Source organism: Fulvivirga lutea, assembly GCF_017068455.1.
In the GTDB taxonomy this organism is placed as follows: Bacteria; Bacteroidota; Bacteroidia; order Cytophagales; family Cyclobacteriaceae; genus Fulvivirga; species Fulvivirga lutea.
In genome coordinates this window covers 22667-44828 of the sequence record NZ_CP070608.1, presented here as the reverse complement: position 1 = coordinate 44828, position 22162 = coordinate 22667, and the positions used below count along the sequence as shown (strand labels likewise).

The following is a 22162-nucleotide window of genomic DNA, read 5'->3' as shown; positions in this document are numbered from 1 at the left end:
GTTTGTTCAAATATTTGTGAAAAATTAGTTTTTCATCATAAACCACTTGGCTAATACTTTGTAGTTAACTTTTGTACCGTGCATTAAAATACCTACTCTGTAAATTCTGCCAGCCAGCCATATGGTGAATACAAAGCCACCAACAAGTAGTAGTATTGATAAGGCTAGTTCCCATATCGGTACACCAAAACCAATTCTACCCATCATTACAATAGGGGAGGTAAATGGTATCATTGATAACCAAAAACTCATACTTCCACTTGGGTCGTCAAACACAAACATGGACATGCCGAAGAAGCCGATTAAAATTGGTAGCATTATCGGCAACATAAATTGCTGTGCGTCTGCCGGTGTGTCTACCGCAGAGCCTACAGCTGCAAATAAAGCACCATATAGTAAATAACCTCCAATGAAGTAAAGCACGAAGCTGATGACAATAGTAACAATAGGAATATTGCTAATTTGCTCATACGCCTTTTTAATTTTTGGGTTTTCCGCGAAGCTCTTCTTTAGTTCCTCAGAATCTTCACCAACCGTTTTCGATACTTGTTCAATTTGGGCCTCACGTGTGTCATTTAATCCTAAATACGAACCTGCACCTAGATAAATTCCACCCATGATGGCTATCCAAATGATTATTTGAAGTAAGCCAACGGATGCTACACCCACCACTTTACCAAGCATAAAGTGAAATGGCTTTACTGTAGATACAATTACCTCTACAATTTTACTATTCTTCTCTTCAATTACGCCCTGCATTACTTGTCCGCCATAAACGAATAAGAACATGTAAATAAGAAATCCGGTAATATAACCAATGCTCGAAGCCAGTCCCGAACTGCTTGATTGCTCATTTTCTTCATTGCTAAGGCGCGTGTCTAATGCAATTTGAGTATTTAATTTAGAGAGCGTTTCCTTATCAATTTCATACTTGGCAAGTTTTAATTCCTTAACATGGCGCTCTAATAAATTTTCGATATCTCCCACAACAGAAGGGCCAGGGGTAGTTTTGGTATAAAGTACAATGCCTTCCGGTTTTTCAATGTCAAGTGCAGGTATGTATAGCAAACCGAAATCTTCACTTTCATTAAATGCTACCAAGGCTTGTTCTAAAGGATTATCTAGAAAGTTGATCTTGAAATCGTCATTACTTTTAAGCGTAAGGCTATCCATTTCATTCACAACCATTAATTCTCTTGGGCCGGAATTTTGCTTTTCTTTAATGGCAAAGTAGGCCAGACCGCCTATAACTGCGGGAAAGAGTAAGGGAACCAACAAAGTGGCAATAAGAAACGATTTCTTCTGTACTCTACTCTTAAATTCTCTTTCAATGATTAAAAATATCTTATCCATTTTGCCCTCCTTTCACCTGTGAAATGAATATGTCGTTGATTGATGGAATTTTCTCGTTAAAGCCCATTATTTCTGTTGATTTTACAAGTTGACTTATCAAGTCATTTGAAGAAGTTTTTTCAGCTGTTTGCAGTGTAGACTCATAAACATCGTCATGGATGTTGCTTTCACTTAACAACTTTATGTCACCATTGAGCACACCGTTAAGTTTATTCTTATGTGTAACTATATAAGTGTGATTTCTGAAAGAGTTTTTGATCTCTCTTTTATTACCCTCCAGTATTACTTTAGATTTATTAATTAGGGCAATGTTATCACATAGTTCTTCCACAGATTCCATTCTGTGCGTTGAGAATATCACAGTACTCCCTTTTTCTCTTAATTCTAAAATTTCATCTTTAATGAGATTGGCATTGATTGGATCAAAACCTGAAAAGGGCTCATCAAGAATTATCAGTTTAGGTTCGTTAAGTACGGTTGAAATGAACTGAATTTTCTGAGCCATTCCTTTAGAGAGGTCTTCAATTTTTTTATCCCACCATTGAATAATTTCTAATTTCTCACACCATTGTTTACTTCTGATAATAGCCTCTTTTTTACTTAGGTTTCTCAGTTGGCCCAGGTAAACTAATTGTTCACCCACTTTCATCTTCTTATAAAGGCCCCTTTCTTCGGGCAGATAACCGATAATGGAAATGTGATTCAGGTTAAGTTCTTCTCCGTTAATGAGAATGGATCCTGAATCAGCATTAATAATCTGGTTTATAATTCTGATTAAAGTGGTTTTACCTGCTCCGTTAGGGCCAAGTAATCCGTAAATCGATTTCTCGGGAATGGTGATGCTTACATCGTCTAAAGCTGTGTGTTGAGCATAGCTTTTTTTAACATTCCTTACTTCTAGTGCATTCAAAGGTTTGTTCTTTTGGTTCAGAGTGTTAGTGCATGAAAGAATAAAAATATTACACATACACGAAATTATTTTCTAAACTATCAAAAAGAAAAGCGATCTCTAGCCTAAAGGGATAAGTGGTTTCAGAAAGAATTAAAAATCCTATTTCGATGATGAAATAGGCTGTTCTTTGAAAATAATTTTGCCCATACTCACATCTAAATTAAAATTCAGTGTGTTGGGAGCAGTTTCTGAATACGCATCGTTCACGAATGTGTTATTGCCTATGTCTTTGAATGTTTTGAGTAAACTCACTTTGCATAACCATGAATTGCTAATTTTTACTTTCACCGGGGTATTGCTTGATGGAAGTACAATCATTAGGTTGCCAGCGCCAACACTGCCGTGCACGTTGGTGGCAAGAACAGCATCATCGGTAAAGTCTAATAATAAATCTCCAAAGCCTACATCGGCAATAATATTTTTTGATTTTGACAAGTTCACGTTTTCTACCTTCACAGAACCCATATCAACCTGGACATAAAAAGTATCCATTTCAACTTTGTTGTAATCTGATGCTTTGAAGCTTACATCTGCGCTACCTGTATTAATTTTCACCTTTTCAATGGACAATCCACTTAAATCTATATTGGCATTACCAATACCATATCTCAAATTAAGGTCATAGACCTTATCTGTTGATAAGTACATCTTCCATAAATTATCAGATGACTTTTCATCGTTACCAAACATACGGTAAGAAATAGAACGACTCAATCCGGCAGACTTGTCATCTTCCAGATTCAATTTTATTATGCAGGTTTTATCTGTTATTTCTTTATTAAATGAATGTGAGTAACTGTCAAAGTCTTGATTGCCGTAAACGGTGAGTAATTCTCCTGTTGTAGAAGATTTGATAAAGCAAGTCCCGCTGTTCACCCCAAAATCAAGGTCAACGCGTTCAACCGCATCATTATTATCTATAGAAAATTGCTTCTTAACTTGAGCAACTGAAAGGGTAGTACTGATGATTCCGATCCCCAATAACAGAATTCCTTCTCGCATGGGAGTAAGTAACGGGGACTCAGTACTTTGAGTTACATAATGGTTGCATATTTTTAAAGCAAAAAGGGACAATTTCTTACATTGTCCCCTTTCGTACTAATTTATCTTTCTTAATTAAAAGAACTCTTTCATTTTCTCGAAGAATCCCTTCTCACCTTTTTCAGGATTTGGTTTGAAATTAGCCGATTCTCGTAAGCTTTCAAGCTTCTGCCTTTCTTCGGCTGTTAGTGTTTTAGGAGTCCAAACATTTACATGAATTAATTGGTCTCCACTTCCATATCCATTGATATCCTTAATTCCTTTGCCTCTAAGCCTTAAAACCTTACCTGCTTGTGTGCCTGGCTCAATTTTTATTCTTGCTTTACCAGTAATAGTAGGTACTTCAATAGACGTACCTAGAGCTGCATCTATAAAACTAATGTACAAATCGTACACTACATTATTTCCATCCCTAACAAGCGTGTCATTTTCCTTTTCTTCAATAAGAATAAGAAGGTCTCCAGCAGCGCCACCACCAGGAGCTTCATTACCCTTACCAGACATTGATAGCTGCATACCTTCAGAAACGCCTGCAGGTATTTTTATAGAAATCACTTCTTCTTTAGATTCAAGTCCGGAGCTATCTACACCTGAAGGTCTGGAATCAACCATTTTACCTGCACCACCACATGCTGGGCAAGTTGAAGATGATACCATTTGGCCAAGCATAGTATTCACCACTTTTCTAACCTGACCAGTACCCTGGCACTGACTACAGTTTTTAAAAGTTACTCCATCAGCTCTTACAAGTCGGTTTACTTTTATCTTTTTCTCAACGCCATTAGCAATTTCTTCTAAGGTAAGTTTGAGTTTTATACGAAGGTTAGAACCTTTTCTGCCTCTTCGTCCACGGCCGCCACCGCCTCCAAAGAAGCTGTCGAATGGACTGCCGCCACCACCGAAAATATCTCCAAATTGAGAGAAGATATCTTCCATGTTCATGCCTCCGCCACCACTGAAGCCACCACCATTCATACCAGCATGGCCGAATTGATCGTATCTCTGCTTCTTCTGAGGGTCGCGCAATACTTCGTACGCTTCTGCAGCTTCCTTAAATTTCTCTTCAGCCTCAGGGTTATCAGGGTTTTTATCAGGGTGATATTTGATAGCCACCTTTCGGTAAGCCTTTTTTATCTCATCTGCGCTGGCAGATTTATCAACCCCTAATACTTCATAATAATCTCTCTTTGCCATGATCTTAAAATTTTAGCAGGATTAGTTACCTGTTACCACTTTGGCATATCGTACTACTTTCTCTTTAAGCATATATCCTTTTTCAATGATATCTACCACCTTGCCTTTTAATTTCTTTTCAGGAGCAGGAATTTGTGTTATAGCTTCATGAAAATCAGGGTCGAAGTCCATGCCTATATCACCTTTCATTGGGGTTAATCCTTTTTGCTCTAATACTTTCTTTAATTTGGTGTGCACAAGGTCAATTCCCTCTTTCACAGCTTTCATTTCAACATCTTCCTTTTCAAAGGATTTTTCAGCTCTTTCGAAGTCATCAAGCACAGGAATTAAAGCAGCCATTAAATCTTCATTCGCTGTTCGCACAAGGTCTAATTTCTCTTTAGCCGTTCTTCTTCTAAAATTTTCGAACTCAGAATATAGCCTTAAATACTTGTCTTTACTTTCTGCCAACTCGTCTTTTATTTTAGTCAACTCGTCAGTTTCTTCTTCAGTTTCTTCTACTTCCACTTCCTCCTGTTCCGTCACTTCGTTGACTGTTTCTTCTTGTTTATCCACTTTTTCTTCGTTTAAAGTGTCTTTTTCTTCTGTATTTTCAGATTTCATATGCCTTTCTACAATAAACCAATAATTTATGCGAGAATAGGTGTCAATTACTCTGCCAATGACATGGATATGTCAAATTGACACAAAATTAGCTGTTTAAAGATTTCCAGATGGTATCTTTCAGTTCTGTAAGCCCTTGCTGGGTAATGGAGGAAATAAAGTGATAAGGAATTCCTTCTGGTAATACCTGAGCCATTTCTTTTTTTAGTTCTTCGTCCAATAGGTCAGATTTTGAAATAGCCAATAATCGTTCTTTATCCAGTAGCTCTGGATTGTATTTCTTCAATTCCTCCAGTAATATATCGTACTCTTTTTTAATATCATCAGCATCAGCAGGTATCAGAAATAAAAGGATGGAGTTTCTTTCAATATGTCTTAAAAATCTAATTCCCAGACCTTTACCTTCTGAGGCTCCTTCGATAATTCCTGGAATATCTGCCATTACAAATGACTTGTAATCCCGATATGACACAACTCCTAGGTTAGGCACAAGTGTTGTAAATGGGTAATCGGCAATTTCTGGTTTAGCTGCAGAAAGCACAGAAAGCAATGTTGATTTACCAGCATTCGGGAAGCCCACCAAGCCAACATCCGCTAAAACTTTTAATTCAAGGATTATCCATTCTTCCAGGCCAGGTTCGCCAGGTTGCGCAAATCTTGGTGTTTGGTTGGTTGCAGTTTTAAAATTTTCGTTACCCAAACCGCCTCTACCTCCGGGCGTAAGAACTCTTTCTTCACCATCTTCAGTAATCTCAAAAAGCTTCTCGTTAGTTTCTGCATTTCTTGCTACTGTACCCAATGGTACTTCGATTATTATATCTTCGCCATCTGCCCCAGTACTTCGACTTTTACCTCCAACTTCGCCATTGGAGGCAATCACATGTTTTTTGTATTTAAGGTGAAGTAACGTCCAGAGTTGGGCATTTCCTTTGAGTATGATGTGACCACCTCTACCACCATTTCCACCGTCTGGCCCGCCTTTTGGTACGTGCTTCTCTCTTCTAAAATGTACCGCCCCATTTCCGCCAGAACCTGAGCGGGAACAGAATTTTACATAGTCAATGAAGTTGGAGGAGGACACTCTGTGTTATTTGAATGAATCTATTTCAGTGCAAATTTTATCAAAAATCTCATCGATAGATCCAACGCCATTTACACCACTAAATTTGTTCTGCTTTTTATAGTATTCAGCAACAGGAAGTGTTTCATCTAAATATACTTTTATCCTGTTGTTAATTTTCTCTTCACTTTGGTCATCAGCCCTACCGGATATTTTTCCTCTTTCGAGTAGTCTCTTTTTTAATTCTTCAAAAGGTACTTCTAAGGCGATCATTCCGGAGATTGGAGTTCCCTTAGAATTTAACAGTTTATCTAAAGCTTCTGCCTGTTTCACTGTTCTTGGAAATCCATCGAAAATAAACCCACTTGAATTTTCTTCAGAGTTTATTTTTTCGTCTACCATGCCAATAACCACTTCATCAGGAACTAAAAAGCCATCATCCATGAATTTCTGGGCTTTTTTACCGAGCTCGGTACCTTCGCTTAAATGCTTTCTGAAAAGATCGCCTGTTGATATATGGTTAAGATTATATTTTTTTATAAGCTTTTCGCTTTGAGTTCCCTTACCTGCTCCGGGAGGGCCAAACAGTACAATATTTAACATGTTCTAATTTTTTGAAGCTTTAAATATAAGGTAAAATTTCGGGCTAGTCTTTAAGTTGAAATATATCCTTTGTATTTCTTCCTATACCATCGTAGTCAAGCCCATAACCTACAACAAATTTATCGGGAATATCAAAGCCAACATATTTAAGTTCTATACCTGCATCTTTAGATTTAGGTTTTTGTAAAAGCGTAATTACCTCTACCGATGTTGCTCCTAAGGAGTGAAATTCTTCCTGAATTTTAGAAATAGTTCTTCCTGTATCAATAATGTCTTCTAATATGACAACGTCCTTTTTAAAGATGTTTTCATTAAGCCCGATTAACTGCTTCACATTCCCAGAAGACTCCATATCTTCATAGCTTGCTACTTTTACAAAGGAAATTTCGCATTCAATTTTAACTTCTTTAAGTAGATCAGCAGCGAACATGAAAGAACCATTCAATATGGCAATGAACAAAGGTCTTTTTTCTTTGTAGTCAGAATTAATTTTTCTAGCCAGACTCTTGACCTTCTTATTGATATCTTCCTGAGTAATGTACTTGACGAATTTCTTGTCTTTAATTACCATAATAAGCCGTATAGACGGGTATTTTAAAATGAGCCTGCAAATATATAAAGATTAACCAAAGCGCAACGCTATAGTTTTTTCATTAAGTAGGAATATAGTTCTATCATGGAGGCTATATCCTTTTTATTAACGGTTTCGTCAGGTGAATGAACATTATCCTCCGGGGCTCCTATAAAGCACCAGTCTACAGGATATGGAGAAGTTTGAATTTCTCTGCCATCGCTACTGCCATTGGCTTCCACTTCTAGTTGGAAGGGGATTTTACTGGATTGTGCTAAACCAACAATTTTATTGATGAAAGCTCTTCTGGGGATGTTCCTGTCACGCATACTAACAACAACTCCATTACCAGGATGAACACCGTCAGTAACCCATGTAATGTCAGAGATCAAGGCATTTCTTACTTTCCAATTTTCATAAATATATTTGATCAAATAGGGGACAGATCCACCGCCATGCTCCTCCCAGCAACTAAAGACAATAACCCCATTTTCTAACGTTTCAGCTACTTTTAATGCTGAAAATACACCCAAACGGTTATCAAGATAACAGGTGGTTATATATTGCTTAGTTTCCCTAAAATCACATTTATATGTAAGATCAGTTCCTGTATCGATGGCTCTGCCAAACTTATATTTTACTTGTTGGTCTTCTGTAATCAATAGCTCACATTCTATTGGACCAAGACTATCTTCACCAACCAATTTGGTGCCGGATTCTGCATGTGGCCCACCTATCGGCACGAGCTGATCTTCATACCTTACTGTATATCCAATTGAATCTATATGAGCGAAAATGGCTGTTCTGGGTTTACCAAATTTTAGAATGATACAATCTTGAAATTCTTCACCATGAATTACCTGAGGCTCAACTTTCCAATTTGACTTATTATTTTCTATGTAGGATAATAAAAATTCTTTGATTGGAGCCTCATTTCCAGAAGGAGCATGAATTTGGCATAAATTTTTTAACAGTGTAAAGTCACTCATTTTTTAAAAATATTTCAATGTAAATTCCACTAGTTATCTAATAATAATTATATTTCGATAATAAATTGTTAATCGTACAAACCCTAACCCCGCCACATTAATGGTTGTAGTTATAAATGAAAAGGCATCTATTGCCAATCATTTTCTATATGAGTTGAGGCACAAAGGTATTCAAAAGGATCGGGCCAAATTCAGACTTAATTTGAAAAAATTAGGTCAAATCATGGGTTATGAGGTGTCCAAGTCATTGAAGTATAGCACGCAACAGGTGGAAACACCTTTAGCAACCGCTAATGTAGAGCTACTTTCCGAACAGCCCGTGTTAGTAACAATATTAAGAGCATCAATACCTTTTTTTAATGGATTCTTAGATTACTTCGAGCAATCCGATGTAGCATTTATAGGTGAGTACAGGCAAGAAGGCACATCTGAGGTTTCGGTAAAATTAGACTATGTAGCAGCACCGAAAATAAAAGGTAGACCATTAATAATTATTGACCCTATGTTGGCTACCGGTAAGTCCCTTATCAAGGCTTTTAATCAGTTGAGTGTAAATGGATTGCCAAGTTCAGTACATTTTGTCTCAGCAGTTGCTGCACCAGAGGGAATTAACTATATTGCCGACCATTTGTCCATAGACTACACTATTTGGACTGCTTCATTAGATGAGAAACTCAATGAGCATTCATTTATTGTGCCTGGTCTGGGGGATGCCGGTGACCTAAGTTTTGGAGAAAAGTTATAGTAACAAACTATGTTATTAGATATTGTAATGCTTATAGTTGGATTGTTTGTCCTCATTATGGGAGGCGACTTTCTCGTACGTGGGGCTTCCAGTCTTGCCTTAAGAGCACATATATCTCCATTGGTTGTGGGCCTTACTGTTGTAGCATTTGGCACATCGGCCCCTGAATTATTGATAAGTATTAAAGCTGCTTTGGAAGGAAGCCCTGACATGACCATGGGTAATGTGGTTGGATCCAATATCTGCAACTTGGCGTTAGTACTTGGCATTACAGCACTCATCGGCCCAATTAATGTTCAAAAAGATTCAATAAAGATAGACTGGCCAGTATGCATGGGCAGCGCACTAATATTGTATTTCGTAGTAAAAGAAAAAGATGCAGTTATCGATTCTATTGAAGGATTGGTTTTTATACTTCTTTTAATAGTTTACACCGTTTATATAATAAGGAAGTCAAGGAAGGAGACCAAGGCTCTTAGAGATTCTGAGGAGGATTTAGATCTACCAGAAGTTTCGAATAACCTGATTAAAGATTCATTATACATTCTTGGTGGCTGTGCTGGCTTATACTTTGGTGCCGATTGGTTTGTAGGTGGTGCAAAAGAAATGGCCTCTTTCTTAGGTGTAAGTGAAAGGGTTATTGGTATTACAGTTTTAGCATTAGGAACTAGCTTGCCTGAATTAGTAACAGCTATTGTGGCCTCAATTAAGAAAGAAACTGATCTGGCATTAGGTAACCTGATGGGATCTAACATCTTTAATATTCTTTCAATTCTAGGCATCACAAGTATCATTCAAGATATTCACGTTAGTGAGGCCATCATTCATCAGGATATGACGGTAATGCTGGGCATCACTCTTTTGATTCTTCCTTTGATGCTTTATAAGCGTAGAATGGCAAGATTTGCGGGTGGTTTATTACTTCTTATCTATTTAGTATATACATACAGTGTGATATCCTAATTTTACAGGATGATCGCTGAAATACTCAAAACCATATCCATTATTTTGCTCACTATGTTAAAGTTCATATTTGGACCCGTAGGAGGCTATGGAGCAGGGTTTTCGTATTTATTTACTGTTATTATCACCGTTGTTGGGATGATGGCCAGCGTGATTTTATTTACCTATCTGGGAAATTATATCCGTGAAAATTGGTTAAATAGAATTTTCAAGAAAAAGAAAGTATTCACAAAACGTAATAGGCAGTTTGTTGCCATTTGGAAGAAATATGGAATCAAAGGTGTAGCCTTTTTAACACCTATTTTACTAACACCGATAGGCGGTACTCTTTTGTTAGCCACTTATCACACTCCAAAGAAAGTGGTAATTACGTATATGCTAGTAAGCGCTGTGGTTTGGTCGTTTGTTTTAACAGCGCTAGTGTATTATGCCGGGGATACTATCAAAGCATTTATTCCTCAGGATTCTCATCCGGAAGAATTTCTATATCCTGAATAAGAACTTTTTTAGAAATAGCCTGACCGGTTTTGGTAGCAGCTAAACCACCCATGGCAGTTTCTTTATATCTGTTTTCCATGCTTTGCCCTACTTCACCCATAGCATCAATGCATTCATCTACTGGGATAACGGCACTCACATTTGAAAGTGCAATTTGTGCGGAAGAATTAGCTATGGCCGCTGCACTTGCATTACGCACCACGCAAGGTACTTCCACCAAACCAGCAACAGGATCACAAACAAGGCCGAGCATACACTGCACCGTTATCGCTACCGCGTTAAAAATTTGATCGATATCTCCGCCCAAACAATAAACAATAGCACCAGAAGCCATGGCTGCAGCACTACCGGTTTCTGCCTGACAACCACCAACAGCACCCGCTAGCGAAGCTTTTTGTTCAATGATTAACGCAATGCCAGCGCCAATTAATAGTCCTTCTAATATTTTTTTATCCTCGAGTCCATGAATTTCCTGAAGTGTATAAAGTGTGCCAGGAAGAATGCCTGAAGCCCCGGCAGTAGGTGCGGCTACAATTCTTCCCATACATGAATTTACTTCTTTAGCTGCAAGTGCTCTTGAAATCAGATTTTGAAATTCCCTGGAAAGCACAGTTTTTTCGTTTTGATAAACCTTTTTGGCTCCATTGTTTATCATGCCTGACCGTGAAGACATGTCTTCAGAGAGGCCGGTATCTACTGCTTCTTTCATGACGTCATAAGCACGTTGTAGTCCCGACCAAACATCAGTTTCATTTCTTCCTTTTTGTTCTTTTTCGTAATCAAGAACAGGTTGAAATAATGGAACTTTGTGTTCTACGCAATATTCTTTCCAACTAGCAAAATCATTAAATAATAGCGCCATAGTTTGTTGCTTTTCAACAAAGTTAACGGAAACTTATCAGAGCAACTCAATGATTTTGCGAAGCATCACAATTCCAATGATCGTTAAGAAGAGGTAAGAAATTACTCTGGCGGGAGTTTTTTCACCCAATTTAAGGCCCAATGGGGAACCGATAATTACTCCAGCAGCTAATGGAAGTGCCACAGGAAAAAGAATAAACCCTATATGCGAATAGCTTAATTCAATTGAAGGTTTATTAACGATATTCAGAAATGTAAGTAAGAGCGAGGTGATAAAAATGGTACCATAGCTAATTTTCTTGGCCTTTATAATATCTACCTTCATCCAAAGGTTCAGCATTGGTATTACCATTGAACCACCACCAAGGCCTGTAAGTGCAGCCACTGCACCACCGCTTATTCCAGTTACTATTAATTTTGGAAGAGTAATATTCTCTTTCTCCTCCAAGCGTTTTCTGAGTTTGCTAAGCGTTCTAATAATTATATAGGCTAGTAATACTATAATAATCGTATTATAGGCCTCTTTAGAATAGGTAGAATTGTAAACAATTAACTGTAAAAGAATAGAAGCCGTTGCTCCAGCCACCATGGCCAGAATGAAGGTTTCATTCCAATACATTTTTCGTTTAATCATTAACTGTACGTTGTTCAGAAAAGAGGAGCACATGGTAGCAAAAATTGTATTGGCAATCGTGAGTTGTACAATTAACACATCAGGAATACCCATATTGGCCAGCGCCAAGGGTATAACAGCTATCATTATAAAACCAGTGCCCACACCGGTGATGCCAGCTAACAGCCCTCCTATTAAACCGGCAATAAAAAGTAAGGTGTATATAATCATTGCAATAAAAAAAGCTGCACGAAGCAGCTTTTAATTATATAGTCGATAAAACTTATCCGTTCATGGAAATCAGGAACTCTTCGTTATTTCGCGTGCCTCTCATTTTTGAAAGTAGGAAATCCATAGCTTCATTCGAATTCATATCAGACATGAATTTGCGTAGTATCCAAACTCTCTGTAGCTCTTCCTCTGACATGAGTAAGTCTTCTCTTCTTGTGCCAGAAGCAGGAACATCAATAGCAGGATAAACTCTCTTGTTAGATAGTTTTCTATCCAATTGCAATTCCATGTTTCCTGTACCTTTAAATTCTTCGAAGATAACCTCGTCCATCTTAGAACCTGTTTCAATTAATGCAGTAGCAATAATAGTAAGTGAACCACCATTCTCTACATTTCTTGCCGCACCGAAGAATCTTTTAGGCTTATGTAGTGCATTCGCATCCACACCACCAGAAAGTATTTTACCTGATGATGGTACAACAGTGTTGTAAGCTCTCGCAAGTCTTGTGATTGAATCAAGAAGTATAACAACATCGTGGCCACACTCTACCATCCTTTTAGCTTTCTCAAGCACCATGCTCGATACTTTAACATGTCTTTCGGCCTGCTCATCGAAAGTAGAAGAGATAACCTCTGCTTTTACACTTCTGGCCATATCTGTTACTTCTTCAGGACGTTCGTCAATAAGTAGAATGATCAAATAACATTCCGGATGGTTCTCGGCAATGGCATTGGCCACGTTCTTTAACAATACAGTTTTACCTGTTTTTGGCTGAGCTACAATCATACCTCTCTGACCTTTTCCTATAGGAGAAAATAAGTCTAAAATTCTTGTAGAATAGTTATCGGGCTTAGTGCTCAGTTTTATTTTTTCTTCTGGGAAAAGAGGGGTTAAGTATTCAAAAGAAACTCTATCTCTTATTTCCTCAGTGGTTTTTCCGTTAACAGTACCAACTCTAAGAAGGGCAAAATACTTTTCACCTTCTTTTGGTGGCCTGATTTGTCCCTGAACTGTATCCCCAGTTTTTAAACCAAATAGTTTAATCTGCGATGGAGAGACATATATATCATCTGGACTGGCCAAATAGTTATAATCTGAAGACCTTAAGAAACCATAGCCATCTTGCATGATTTCCAGCACCCCTTCATTTTCTATTACACCATCAAAGTCTTTAATGGCGCTTTCTTTTTTCTTGTGATCTCTGTTTCCTCCTCTGTCGCCACGATCATCTTTATTTTCTTTGTTAGAACTGCGATCGACCTTCTTTTCAGATTTGTTATCCTTTCTATCGGGCTTTCCTTTGTTGTCTGACTTAGAATTATCTGTCTTAGAATCTTTTTTATCATCGCTAGAGCCGGCAGTCTTTTCAAGTTCAATGTCAAAAGACTCTAATAGCTCATCGGCATTCATGTCTTTAGCATCTTTCTTTTCAGTTACGTTTTCTCTTTTTCTAGGACGCTTCTTTTGTTCTTGAGCCGGCTTTTCTTCTGAGGTTTTCTTTTTAGGAAGCTTTTCTTCTGGAGTGATGGCTTGTTGATCAAGGATTTTGTAAACAAGCTCTTCTTTTGAGAGTTTCTTGTAGTTTTTCAGGCTTAATTCTTCAGCTATTTCTTTCAATTCAGAAAGAAGCCTGACGTTTAATTCTTCAATCGTATACATAAATTAATAATGTGGTATTGGAATGTAATTTGGTTATAATAATATCAATGATTTGGTGTTTTAGAATTCACCGTTTTGATTTCGACTTGTAGATAAAATTGTTGATGATGAATGACTTTCTTTATCAGGAAATGATTCTTAAAGTCAATTACTTCATAATTGGTATTGCAATAATATAGTAACCATAGTCAATCCACAAATTTTATTTGTAAATAATCAATCTACCCTAAATATTCTTCCCCTTTTACTTTAAAAATGCATTATTTTGCAGCGATTTTAATAAAAACCAATTATGCTAGAAGTAAATCGCGTACGTGCAGAGAAAGAGAAAGTAATAAGTGCTCTTGAAAAACGTCAGTTAAAAGATGCTTCATCTTTAATTAATAGAATTATTGAAGTGGATGACGAAAGGAAAGCAACTCAGACCAAAAACGATGAAATTCTTGCTGAGGCAAATCAACTTTCTAAGCAAATTGGCCAACTTATGAAAAGTGGTAATAAAGAAGAGGCCGAAGCGATTAAAAATAAAAGCAGTGAATTAAAATCTGAAAGTAAGAATCTTACTGAAAAACTCAATTCATTGGAAGATGAGTTAAGACAATTATTATACAAAGTTCCTAACACACCAAATTCTAATGTTCCTGCTGGCGCAAATGCAGAGGCAAATGAGGTTGTTTACGAACATGGAAGCGTACCTACCTTACATGATGGAGCATTACCACATTGGGAGCTGATCAAAAAATACGACATTATTGATTTTGAACTAGGCAATAAAGTTTCAGGGGCTGGATTTCCATTCTATAAAGGAAAAGGGGCAAGACTTCAGCGTGCTATGATAAACTTCTTTTTAGACGAAGCCGTAAAAATGGGCTTCGAAGAAGTGCAGCCACCCATTGTGATCAATGAAGATTCAGGCTACGGTACAGGTCAGTTGCCTGATAAGGATGGCCAGATGTATCATATTACTGAGGAGAATTATTTTTTGATACCTACAGCCGAGGTACCAATTACAAACATGTATAGAGATGTGATCGTTGAAGTGGACAAACTTCCTATCAAGCATGTTGGCTACACCCCTTGTTTTAGGAGAGAAGCAGGTTCTTGGGGTGCGCATGTGAGAGGTTTAAATAGATTACATCAGTTTGATAAAGTGGAGATTGTACAAATACAGCATCCGGATAAATCGTACAAGAGCCTGGATGAGATGTGTAAATATGTACAGGGCTTATTGGAGAAATTGGAATTGCCTTATAGAGTGTTAAATCTGTGTGCCGGTGATTTAGGTTTTACGTCTGCACAAACATTTGATATGGAGGTATTCTCTGCGGCTCAGCAAAAATGGTTAGAGGTAAGTTCTGTAAGTAATTTCGAGACTTTTCAAGCCAACAGGCTAAAACTTAGGTACAGAGGTGATGATAAGAAAACCCAACTACTGCACACACTTAATGGCAGTGCATTAGCATTACCAAGAATTATCGCTTCAATACTAGAGAATAATCAAACTCCTGAAGGTATAAAAATACCAAAGATACTGGTGCCTTACACAGGTTTCGATATGATCAATTAATTTATGAAAATTTGCGTTGCGCTAGTCTGATAAAATAACTTGAAGCAGCTAGTGCAATAGCAACATAACAAGCGATCATGATCACTTCAGGGCCACCTTCCATACTTCTCTTGTATGCTATACCACTGAGAGCCCAAATTATTGTTGCGGTGTAGAATAGGTTTATTCCTTTTCGATTAACCAGAAAAACCAGCACAGGAGTTACCATTATCATGGCAATTGTCCAGTATTCTGGGTAAGCTGGACTAAACTCCCAATGAACGAGTAATGTGGTAATATTTGCAATAGTGGCAACACAAATCCACCCGAAGTAAATATTGAATGGAGTTTTTACGATGAACTTATCGATAACTGAATTAAAACTAAGGTTACCTAGCCTCAAATAAATACTGATTAAATTAGTGAGAAGCCCTAGCATGATTAAAACAGATAATTCCTCATATCTATAATGCCAGACCAGTATCCATGAGGTGTCTAAAAGGCAATTCATAAAAAAGAGTGTCCCTAAATTCTTAACAACATTATCATTACTGGTTTTCCATTGCATGATTATGAAAATAATCAACAGCAGATAAATGATACCCCAAATAGAAAATGTGATACCGGCAGGCACAAACAAGTTTGGATAAAACGAAGAGAGTTCACCTGTTGAATAGCCATTAATAGGCAGCGCATTAGCCAAATAATTAGTTACCAAAACCAGAATAAGACCAATAGTATTGAGCGCTCGATAATAGATTAGTTTCATTAAGTTTATAATGTTTTAATGTGCTAAGTGTTTAATGAATAATAATAAAAATAAATGATTAATATCAGAGAAGGAGTTAAAAATGACCTACCCAGAGTGTTGGAGCTGATCAAAGAGTTGGCAGTTTATGAAAAGGCTGGTGATCAGGTAGACAACACCGTTGAACAGATGGAAAAAGATGGCTTCGGAGCGAACCCAATATTTGGATTATATGTGGCGGAAAGTAATGGTGATATTGTTGGCATTGCCATTTATTATTATCGCTACTCCACATGGAAGGGTAAGAGAATGTATTTGGAAGATATTGTCGTTACACAGGAGCATCGGGGTAAAGGCATTGGTAAACTACTTTTTGAGCAAGTGATTAACAAAGGCAAGGCAGAGAATTGTTCAGGTATGGTATGGCAGGTATTAGATTGGAATGAGCCGGCAATTAATTTTTACAAAAAGTATTATCAGGCATATTTAGATGCTGAATGGATTAATTGCTCTATCGATTTAAGCAAGCACTAATTCTTTAATTGGAATACTGAACGATTCTCTAAATTCCTGCACTAAATCTTTCATAAATTCATCATTAGAATAATAGGCCCAGCTAACATTTATTGACTTATTAAAAATATAGTACTTGTTAAGTTCAGCCATAATATTAAGCAGCATATGATGGCTCGAAGAACTTACATATTCTAATTCTATCGTAACATCTAAAGTTTTTTCTGCAGTAATTATATAGTTACGAAGCCATTCCAGAATCGCGGATTGAAAAGGCACAGGATCTTCCATAAAAGAACGTCCTTTCAAAATAAACTTATTTGACTCAGCATTCAACAATACTAGGGGTGAGTCTTCAGTTGCTTCAAAATAGAGTGTTTTCATAATCATGATCGAATTACTCAATCCTGAATAAGCAAAAACTACTATTAATTTACTATTTCAATTATTTGGAATAACAATAGAGGCGTTGAATCATATTATACGTCTTTGAACTAAGATTAGACCTGCTCCAGTAGCGTTCTAAATGCTACATGCTTGTTTTTATACCTTTTCATATGTTCTTCTACTAACCTGGGTGCATGTTCATTGAGGTATAATTCAACATCATTCATCGTTTGAGCATAATATTGCACACTGTAGGAAATAGTTTCCTCCTCTTGCTGAGTTAGAACTTTAAACATTTTATGTTCAACAAACTTACCAGTTGCCATCACTGCAGGAATATGGTTTTCCTTCATCCATAATAGCCATTCAGCTTCAATATCAGGGTCAATTCCCACTGTTACATTATATAATACCATGTCTAGGAAGGTTCTTCATTTTTAGAAGTTCAAAATTATCATTATTTTCAACAACATGGGCTCTTATGCGCAGAAGTACTTAATCATACTATTTCTTTACTTCATTGGCTGTACACCCTCTGGCCAGGAGAGTGATAAGCTGTCATCAAGAGATAAGTCTGCAGTTAATCCTGTCAAATTCGATTTAGATAAAATAAAAAAGCGAGGCTCCATCATTGCAATTGTTGACAATAGTAGCACTGGCTACTTTATCTACAAAGGCCAACCCATGGGCTATGAGTATGAATTGCTCAAAAAGTATGCAGATGAACAAAAACTCAGATTGGATACCAGACTTATAACTAGTATCGATCAGGCCTTTGAAATGTTAAATAAGGGTGAAGGAGATATTATTGCCTTCTCATTAACAGTTACTAAGGAAAGGAAGGACATTGTGGCTTTTACCGACTATCATTTTACTACCCGCCAGGTGCTGGTTCAGAAGAAACCTGATAATTGGAGAGAAATCACAAAAGATGAAACTGAGGATGCCTTAATTAGAAATCAAGTTAATTTAATTGGAAAGCAAGTTAATGTGCGAAAAGGCTCAGCTTACATTGAACGTTTAAAGAATTTATCGAATGAAATTGGTGGTGATATTATCATAGTTGAAGAACCAGATACTGTTGAAACAGAAGGAATCATCAGAGAAGTATCGAAAGGTAATGTAGAATATACGGTGGCCGATGAAATGGTTGCTGATGTAAATGCAGCTTATTATCCGAACATTGACGTTAAAACTCCAATAAGTTTTCCGCAGCAAATTGCCTGGGCAGTTAGAAAAAATTCTCCAAAGCTTTTAGAGTCGGTTAATAAATGGTTGAAGAAAATAAAGAAGAAACCAACTTTTAACGTAATCTATAGAAAGTATTATAATAGCCCCAGAAGCTCTCTGCTGCGGGTTAAAAGTGAATTTTCCTCATCTGGAGGCGGTAAAATCTCACCTTATGATGAATTGGTGAAAGACGCTGCTACCAAACTAGACTGGGATTGGAAATTGATTGTAGCACAGATGTATAGAGAAAGTAGGTTTGATCCGAAAGCAAAATCATGGGCCGGGGCTTATGGCCTGATGCAATTAATACCCGAAACAGGAAGGCGGTACGGAGCCAGAAATATGTTTGACCCGGAGCAAAATATCAATGCTGCCATTTCATATATGGATTATTTAGATAGTTTGTGGGCGAAAACTATTGATGATAAAAGAGTACGACAGAAATTTGTTCTTGCATCTTATAATGTTGGATTAGGGCATGTAGAGGATGCTCGAAATTTGGCCGAAAAATACGATCATGATCCAACTCAGTGGGAGGGAAATGTAGCAAAATATCTGCGCCTAAAATCTAATAAAGAATACTTCACTGATCCTATAGTTACTTCTGGGTATTGCCGCGGTGATGAACCTGTAAACTATGTGAGAGATATTTTTAATTACTATGAACAGTATAATCAATTAATCGGTAGTTGAATTAATCATAAAATTATATTTTAGTGACCAACTACTTAAAATTTTAATAGATGTCTGCAGGAAAAATAGATAGCCTTTACAAGGAATATACAGAAGCAAGATTTTTAGAAGTGAATAAAGAACAGTTCACTTACATTGCCCATTTACTGCCAGCCTGTATACTGGTTATGAGTGACGGTCAGTTAGACAGTGAAGAATGGATGACATTAAAACGACTATCAAAAATTTTGGGCGATGAGTTTGCTACTGAAGATTTAGGTACTGACGAGAAAGAAGAGAACTTAATGCTTATCTACAAAGCGGAAATCCGCTATTTGCTCAAAAACAGAGAAATGTGGGAAAGTAAGTTTTTAGAGGCATTAAAAGAGCACTTGCAGACCAGCCCCTCATCAAAAGAGTTTTTAAATGAAACTTTAGATCTTTTCGCAGGACCCGATGCCGACCCCGACCCACAGGAAAAAGATACATACGATGTATTAAAAAGACAGCTAGGATTGTAGTTGATCTACAAGCTTCTTTAAATCTAGCTTTTCCCAGTTTTTATGAATATCAGTCTGAGCCATTACCTTATCCATAATGGCTTTTTGCTTTTCACCTGTTTTCATCGCTTCAGAGTAGCGTATGTCCTCTTTAAATGTAACCATTGAATATAGTGGAACCCACTTTTGTGGAAATTGCTCATAGATTTTAGCTTCAATCTTTTTACGCAAAAGAAAATCTTCATCGCCCACTAAATCGCGCATTTCAATGAAATTTTTTAGCGCTAAATCAGAGATGGCATCTGCATCTGGTTTACGCTGTTCCTGAAACTTTGGTAGTACTTTGCTCCAGTCATCTTCATAATCATTAAGTAAGTCATTCAGAACACGACAATCTTCGAATCCGCTGTTCATACCCTGACCATAAAAAGGAACAATTGCATGGCTGGCGTCTCCAATAAGCAAGGTTCTGTTTTTAACCCATGGATACGATTTGATGGTAATTAATGATGATGTTGGGTTGTTATGAAAATCCTTTAGCAACGAAGGCATTAAATTATATGCATCGGGAAAAGTCTTTTGGAAGAAATTTCTAATCTGGTCATCATTTTTTAAGCTTTCAAAAGATGGGCTTCCTTCAAATGGGAAAAATAACGTGCAGGTAAAACTACCATCCTGATTAGGAAGTGCTATCAGCATGAAGTTGCCTCTTGGCCATATATGAAGAGCATTTTTTTCAATCTCAAAACCACCATTGGCACTTGGAGGTATGCTTAACTCTTTATAGCCATGTTCGATATAGTGCTGTGAGTAATTAAAGCGGTCGGTTCTTTGCATTAAGCGCCTGATCACTGAAAAAGCGCCATCTGCACCTATAATTAAATCCGATTTTTGACTGTATCGAGTTCCTGCGTTTTCATAATGGAGTATACTTTCATCAAAATTTATACCTACGCATTTGCATTCAAATTTAATTTCCACCCCTTCTTTTTCAGCAGCATTCATTAAAACCTCATTCAATCCGCCTCTTGAAATCGAGTTGATTGCCTGACCTTCTCTTCCGTACGGCTGAAAGGTTAAAAAGCCTTCTTCATCATGCATCATACGCCCGCGCATGGGGATCACCATTTTTTCAACAGTAGACTCTAAACCAACCTCCTTTAGTGGTAGCCAGCCTCGATTGCTAAGCGCCAAATTAATTGACCTACCTTCTGCTTTTCCGGCTGCACGAATGTCTTTCCGTCCTTCAAAAATGGTTACTTTGTAACCTCTCTTAGCTAGGTAAATAGACATTAACGACCCTACCAGACCAGCGCCTGCAATGGTTATGTTTTTCACACTTTTCATAAATTCATCGTCTTTTTCAGGATTGAATAAAAAGTATAGACATCTTTAAATGTATTGTAAAGTGGTACCGGGGCCACTCTTATTACTTCTGGCTCTCGCCAATCGGCTATTACACCTGCTTTGGTTAATTCATCAAATACTTTCTTTCCCTTTTCTTTGATAACAATAGATAATTGGCAGCCATAGGCACCTTCAGAATCAGGTGTGATAATATTTATCAAATCTGAATTAAGACTTTTAAGCAAATACCGAAGATAATTGGTAAGTTGGCTGCTTTTCTTTCTTAAGGCTTCCAGACCAGCTTCTTCAAATATTTTTAGTGAGGCAAGGTGAGCGGCAGAGGATAATACATTTACATTACTCAATTGCCAGCCGTCAGCTCCTTCCATAGGAATAAAGCCTTTCTCCATTTTAAAGCGCTGACCTTCATCATGACCCCACCAACCTGCAAAACGTGGTAATTCTGAATTGTTTGCATGTCTTTCATGCACAAAAATACCGCTTACTCCTCCGGGTCCGGAATTTAAATATTTGTAGCTACACCAGGTAGCAAAATCAGCTCCTGAATCATGCAAATCCAGTTTTACATTACCCACTGCATGGGCCAAATCAAATCCTGCAAATGCTCCAACTTCATGGGCTGAACTCGTGATTGACCTAATATCAAAATACTGGCCTGTATAGTACTGAACTCCACTAAAAAGAACCAATGCCACACTTCCACCATGCTCCTTAATTACATCAATGATGTCCTCAGTGCGCAAAGTATCCTCGCCAGATCTAGGGAATATTTCCACAATAGCTTCGGAAGGTTTAAGCCCATGAAATTTAACCTGACTTTCCACTGCATACTGATCCGATGGAAATGCACCACCTTCCATAATGATCTTATATCTTTTGTTGGTTGGTTGGTAGAATGAAACCATCATCAAATGAAGATTGGAAGTGAGGTTGTTCATGGAAACTACTTCAATAGGTTTGGCTCCCACAATTTCTGCCAAAAGCACTTTGGTGAATTTATGATAATGAAACCAAGGCCTATGCTTTGCATGAAAATGACCTTCAACTCCAAGGTTTTTCCAATCTTCTAACTCTTCTTCAAGGTACTGTTTAGTTGTCTTCGGTTGAAGACCTAAAGAATTACCAGTAAAATAAATGCTCTCTTTTCCATTGATCACAGGAATGTGAAATTGTGATCTGTATTCTTTAAGTGGGTCTTTATTGTCTAACTCGAGTGCGTACTCCTCGGTAATTTTGAAATCCATAATTAGAGTTTTGCCAA

24 protein-coding genes are annotated in these 22162 nt (G+C 37.4%); 7 read left to right on the top strand and 17 right to left on the bottom strand.

Annotated features, from left to right (window positions below; genetic code table 11):
• Positions 1 to 24: 24 nt before the first annotated feature.
• The 9 genes from JR347_RS00270 to JR347_RS00230 form a co-directional block, all read right to left on the bottom strand.
• Complete coding sequence (locus JR347_RS00270; RefSeq protein WP_205722068.1) at positions 25 to 1353, bottom strand: ABC transporter permease; 1329 nt, start codon at positions 1351 to 1353, stop codon at positions 25 to 27.
• Positions 1346 to 2320, bottom strand: coding sequence for an ABC transporter ATP-binding protein (locus JR347_RS00265; protein ID WP_235689718.1), 975 nt, complete (start codon positions 2318 to 2320; stop codon positions 1346 to 1348). Before JR347_RS00265 ends, JR347_RS00270 begins: the two co-directional genes overlap by 8 nt.
• 84 nt (positions 2321 to 2404) lie before the next feature.
• On the bottom strand, positions 2405 to 3307 hold the full coding sequence (locus JR347_RS00260; RefSeq protein WP_205722067.1) for a hypothetical protein: 903 nt from the start codon (positions 3305 to 3307) through the stop codon (positions 2405 to 2407).
• Positions 3308 to 3421: 114 nt separating this feature from the next.
• Positions 3422 to 4540, bottom strand: a complete 1119-nt coding sequence (gene dnaJ / locus JR347_RS00255) for a molecular chaperone DnaJ (protein WP_205722066.1) — start codon at positions 4538 to 4540, stop codon at positions 3422 to 3424.
• A 21-nt stretch (positions 4541 to 4561) separates the two neighbouring features.
• The gene (locus JR347_RS00250) at positions 4562 to 5143 is read right to left on the bottom strand and encodes a nucleotide exchange factor GrpE (protein WP_205722065.1); all 582 of its coding nucleotides are present in this window, start codon (positions 5141 to 5143) and stop codon (positions 4562 to 4564) included.
• A gap of 88 nt (positions 5144 to 5231) precedes the next feature.
• Positions 5232 to 6224 carry a GTPase ObgE gene (gene obgE, locus JR347_RS00245; protein ID WP_205722064.1) on the bottom strand — a complete coding sequence of 331 codons (993 nt, stop codon included), beginning with the start codon at positions 6222 to 6224 and terminating at the stop codon, positions 5232 to 5234.
• A 6-nt stretch (positions 6225 to 6230) separates the two neighbouring features.
• A complete protein-coding gene (locus tag JR347_RS00240; RefSeq protein ID WP_205722063.1) occupies positions 6231 to 6806 on the bottom strand; it encodes an adenylate kinase in 576 nt (191 codons plus the stop codon).
• Between the two features lie 43 nt (positions 6807 to 6849).
• On the bottom strand, positions 6850 to 7377 hold the full coding sequence (hpt, locus tag JR347_RS00235; protein ID WP_205722062.1) for a hypoxanthine phosphoribosyltransferase: 528 nt from the start codon (positions 7375 to 7377) through the stop codon (positions 6850 to 6852).
• A gap of 68 nt (positions 7378 to 7445) precedes the next feature.
• Positions 7446 to 8366: a M20/M25/M40 family metallo-hydrolase gene (locus JR347_RS00230; RefSeq protein ID WP_205722061.1), complete on the bottom strand. Its 921-nt coding sequence runs from the start codon at positions 8364 to 8366 to the stop codon at positions 7446 to 7448.
• Between the two features lie 100 nt (positions 8367 to 8466).
• Here JR347_RS00230 and upp point away from each other — a divergent pair, with 100 nt between their 5' ends.
• The 3 genes from upp to JR347_RS00215 are packed head-to-tail and all read left to right on the top strand — an operon-like array spanning position 8467 to position 10572.
• A complete protein-coding gene (gene upp, locus JR347_RS00225) occupies positions 8467 to 9111 on the top strand; it encodes a uracil phosphoribosyltransferase (RefSeq protein ID WP_205722060.1) in 645 nt (214 codons plus the stop codon).
• A 9-nt stretch (positions 9112 to 9120) separates the two neighbouring features.
• Complete coding sequence (locus JR347_RS00220) at positions 9121 to 10074, top strand: calcium/sodium antiporter (RefSeq protein ID WP_205722059.1); 954 nt, start codon at positions 9121 to 9123, stop codon at positions 10072 to 10074.
• 54 nt (positions 10075 to 10128) lie between these two features.
• Positions 10129 to 10572, top strand: a complete 444-nt coding sequence (locus JR347_RS00215) for a hypothetical protein (protein ID WP_205722058.1) — start codon at positions 10129 to 10131, stop codon at positions 10570 to 10572.
• Here JR347_RS00215 and sdaAA read toward each other — a convergent pair.
• Genes sdaAA through rho form a run of 3 tightly spaced genes read right to left on the bottom strand, consistent with a single transcriptional unit; the run spans position 10526 to position 13937 of the window.
• A complete protein-coding gene (gene sdaAA, locus JR347_RS00210) occupies positions 10526 to 11434 on the bottom strand; it encodes an L-serine ammonia-lyase, iron-sulfur-dependent, subunit alpha (protein ID WP_205722057.1) in 909 nt (302 codons plus the stop codon). The two genes, JR347_RS00215 and sdaAA, sit on opposite strands and share 47 nt — an antisense overlap.
• Positions 11435 to 11470: 36 nt before the next feature.
• The gene (locus tag JR347_RS00205; RefSeq protein ID WP_205722056.1) at positions 11471 to 12277 is read right to left on the bottom strand and encodes a sulfite exporter TauE/SafE family protein; all 807 of its coding nucleotides are present in this window, start codon (positions 12275 to 12277) and stop codon (positions 11471 to 11473) included.
• Positions 12278 to 12329: 52 nt separating this feature from the next.
• Complete coding sequence (gene rho, locus JR347_RS00200; RefSeq protein ID WP_205722055.1) at positions 12330 to 13937, bottom strand: transcription termination factor Rho; 1608 nt, start codon at positions 13935 to 13937, stop codon at positions 12330 to 12332.
• 292 nt (positions 13938 to 14229) lie between these two features.
• Between rho and serS the strand changes: the two genes are divergently transcribed.
• Positions 14230 to 15504, top strand: coding sequence for a serine--tRNA ligase (gene serS, locus JR347_RS00195; RefSeq protein WP_205722054.1), 1275 nt, complete (start codon positions 14230 to 14232; stop codon positions 15502 to 15504).
• Between the two features lies 1 nt (position 15505).
• Here serS and JR347_RS00190 read toward each other — a convergent pair whose 3' ends face one another.
• Entirely contained in the window at positions 15506 to 16252 is a 747-nt protein-coding gene (locus tag JR347_RS00190) for a tryptophan-rich sensory protein (protein WP_205722053.1), read from the bottom strand.
• 54 nt (positions 16253 to 16306) lie between these two features.
• On the opposite strand from JR347_RS00190, the gene JR347_RS00185 reads away from it, so the two are divergent.
• On the top strand, positions 16307 to 16765 hold the full coding sequence (locus tag JR347_RS00185; protein ID WP_205722052.1) for a GNAT family N-acetyltransferase: 459 nt from the start codon (positions 16307 to 16309) through the stop codon (positions 16763 to 16765).
• Here JR347_RS00185 and JR347_RS00180 read toward each other — a convergent pair.
• Complete coding sequence (locus tag JR347_RS00180; RefSeq protein WP_205722051.1) at positions 16751 to 17128, bottom strand: DUF1987 domain-containing protein; 378 nt, start codon at positions 17126 to 17128, stop codon at positions 16751 to 16753. The two genes, JR347_RS00185 and JR347_RS00180, sit on opposite strands and share 15 nt — an antisense overlap.
• Before the next feature lie 116 nt (positions 17129 to 17244).
• Complete coding sequence (locus JR347_RS00175; protein ID WP_205722050.1) at positions 17245 to 17547, bottom strand: DUF4286 family protein; 303 nt, start codon at positions 17545 to 17547, stop codon at positions 17245 to 17247.
• Between the two features lie 55 nt (positions 17548 to 17602).
• Here JR347_RS00175 and JR347_RS00170 point away from each other — a divergent pair, with 55 nt between their 5' ends.
• Together JR347_RS00170 and JR347_RS00165 are read left to right on the top strand one after the other, a co-directional pair.
• Positions 17603 to 19054 (top strand): MltF family protein, encoded by a 1452-nt coding sequence (locus JR347_RS00170; protein ID WP_205722049.1) that lies wholly within the window; start codon positions 17603 to 17605, stop codon positions 19052 to 19054.
• 50 nt (positions 19055 to 19104) lie between these two features.
• A complete protein-coding gene (locus tag JR347_RS00165; protein WP_205722048.1) occupies positions 19105 to 19554 on the top strand; it encodes a hypothetical protein in 450 nt (149 codons plus the stop codon).
• Here the strand turns inward: JR347_RS00165 and JR347_RS00160 are convergent.
• Positions 19543 to 20880 carry an FAD-dependent oxidoreductase gene (locus JR347_RS00160; protein WP_205722047.1) on the bottom strand — a complete coding sequence of 446 codons (1338 nt, stop codon included), beginning with the start codon at positions 20878 to 20880 and terminating at the stop codon, positions 19543 to 19545. The genes JR347_RS00165 and JR347_RS00160 overlap by 12 nt on opposite strands.
• Positions 20877 to 22145, bottom strand: a complete 1269-nt coding sequence (gene kynU / locus JR347_RS00155; protein ID WP_205722046.1) for a kynureninase — start codon at positions 22143 to 22145, stop codon at positions 20877 to 20879. The genes JR347_RS00160 and kynU overlap by 4 nt, the downstream gene beginning before the upstream one ends.
• Between the last annotated feature and the right edge of the window lie 17 nt (positions 22146 to 22162).